This window comes from Paenimyroides marinum, assembly GCF_900108395.1.
Lineage (GTDB): Bacteria > Bacteroidota > Bacteroidia > Flavobacteriales > Flavobacteriaceae > Flavobacterium > Flavobacterium marinum.
In genome coordinates, this window is sequence record NZ_FNXE01000095.1 from 1 (window position 1) to 1,221 (window position 1,221).

General features: G+C 25.9%; 1 protein-coding gene. It reads left to right on the top strand.

The genetic code is table 11. The features are described 5' to 3' along the window. The first annotated feature begins 40 nt into the window (after positions 1 to 40). Complete coding sequence (locus BLW20_RS14520; RefSeq protein WP_091103015.1) at positions 41 to 1,153, top strand: hypothetical protein; 1,113 nt, start codon at positions 41 to 43, stop codon at positions 1,151 to 1,153. Positions 1,154 to 1,221 lie beyond the last annotated feature (68 nt).

Genomic DNA, 1,221 nt, shown 5'->3' on the forward strand with positions numbered 1-1,221 from the left:
CAACTAATTTTGCCCTATTTGAAAGATTGCCCGTTTAGTAGTGATTTTTAAAATAAACTCGTGTTTTTCACAATATATTCCTATTGATACTATTTATGGTAATGTCAAAGAAGTTTACGAAACTATAGTTTATCCTCATATTACGAAAGAAGCGTCTATTGATGGAGATGATTATGAATTATTCAATAATTATTATGGTGAATTTGGATTTCCTGGAAGTAAAGATTCTAAAGAGTTAACCCATTTTTATTGGTATCATACTTCTTATAATCATTATATAAACAACAGAAGATTTTATGATAAAAATAGAAATCTTATTAAGGAATATTGGTACGACCAAAATTATGAAAAAATAAACACTTACAATTATACATACAATCAAAACAAACTGGTAGCATCTATTGATTCTTCTAAATACTCGATCATCCAAAATTTTATTAATGTAACAGAAGATAAAGATATTAATGAAATTGAAATTAGAACTGATGTCGATGATAGAACTTCTGATGTTATTTATAGTTTTAAAACATTTGATAAAGATTTGTTAGTAAGTCAGAAGAAGGTTTATTATGGTCGTTTGATGATTTCTTATTTTAAATACGATGAAAACAAAAATATGGTTGAAGAAGTAAATTACGTTCAAAATAGTGAAAATTATTTAAATGCTGGCGATGAAAAGTTAGTACTCCGATATATTACAAAAAGCAATTATAACCAAAACAATAAATTAGAGAATTCCATTACAGAATATATGATTGATGGAGTTCTTAAAAAAGAAAGAGGAATTACCAATAAATTTAATAGCAATAATTTTATTACTGAATCACATTTTTTCGAGGGTAGTTTTGATAGATATACATTTTACAAATATGATGGTTTAGATAGGTTAACAGAAAGATCTACTTTTAATGATAATCTTGATAATTTACCTGTTACTGAAAACTACTTTTACGACGAAAACAACAATATCATTAAACTATTATATACAACTAGAAGTGATACCAAATATAAAGTAAATGAAACTAAAAATGTTCTTTTTGAATATACTTTTGATGATTGTGATAATTGGGTGAGCATTGCTAAAAAAGTAGATGGAAAAGTACAAGCAGTAAGATTAAGACAGATTTATTATTATTCACTACTAACCGACTAACTTTTCAAAATTAAGGAGCTTCCCATTGTGGTTAGCTCCTTTTTTCATATTTTGGTTTTACGACAAAT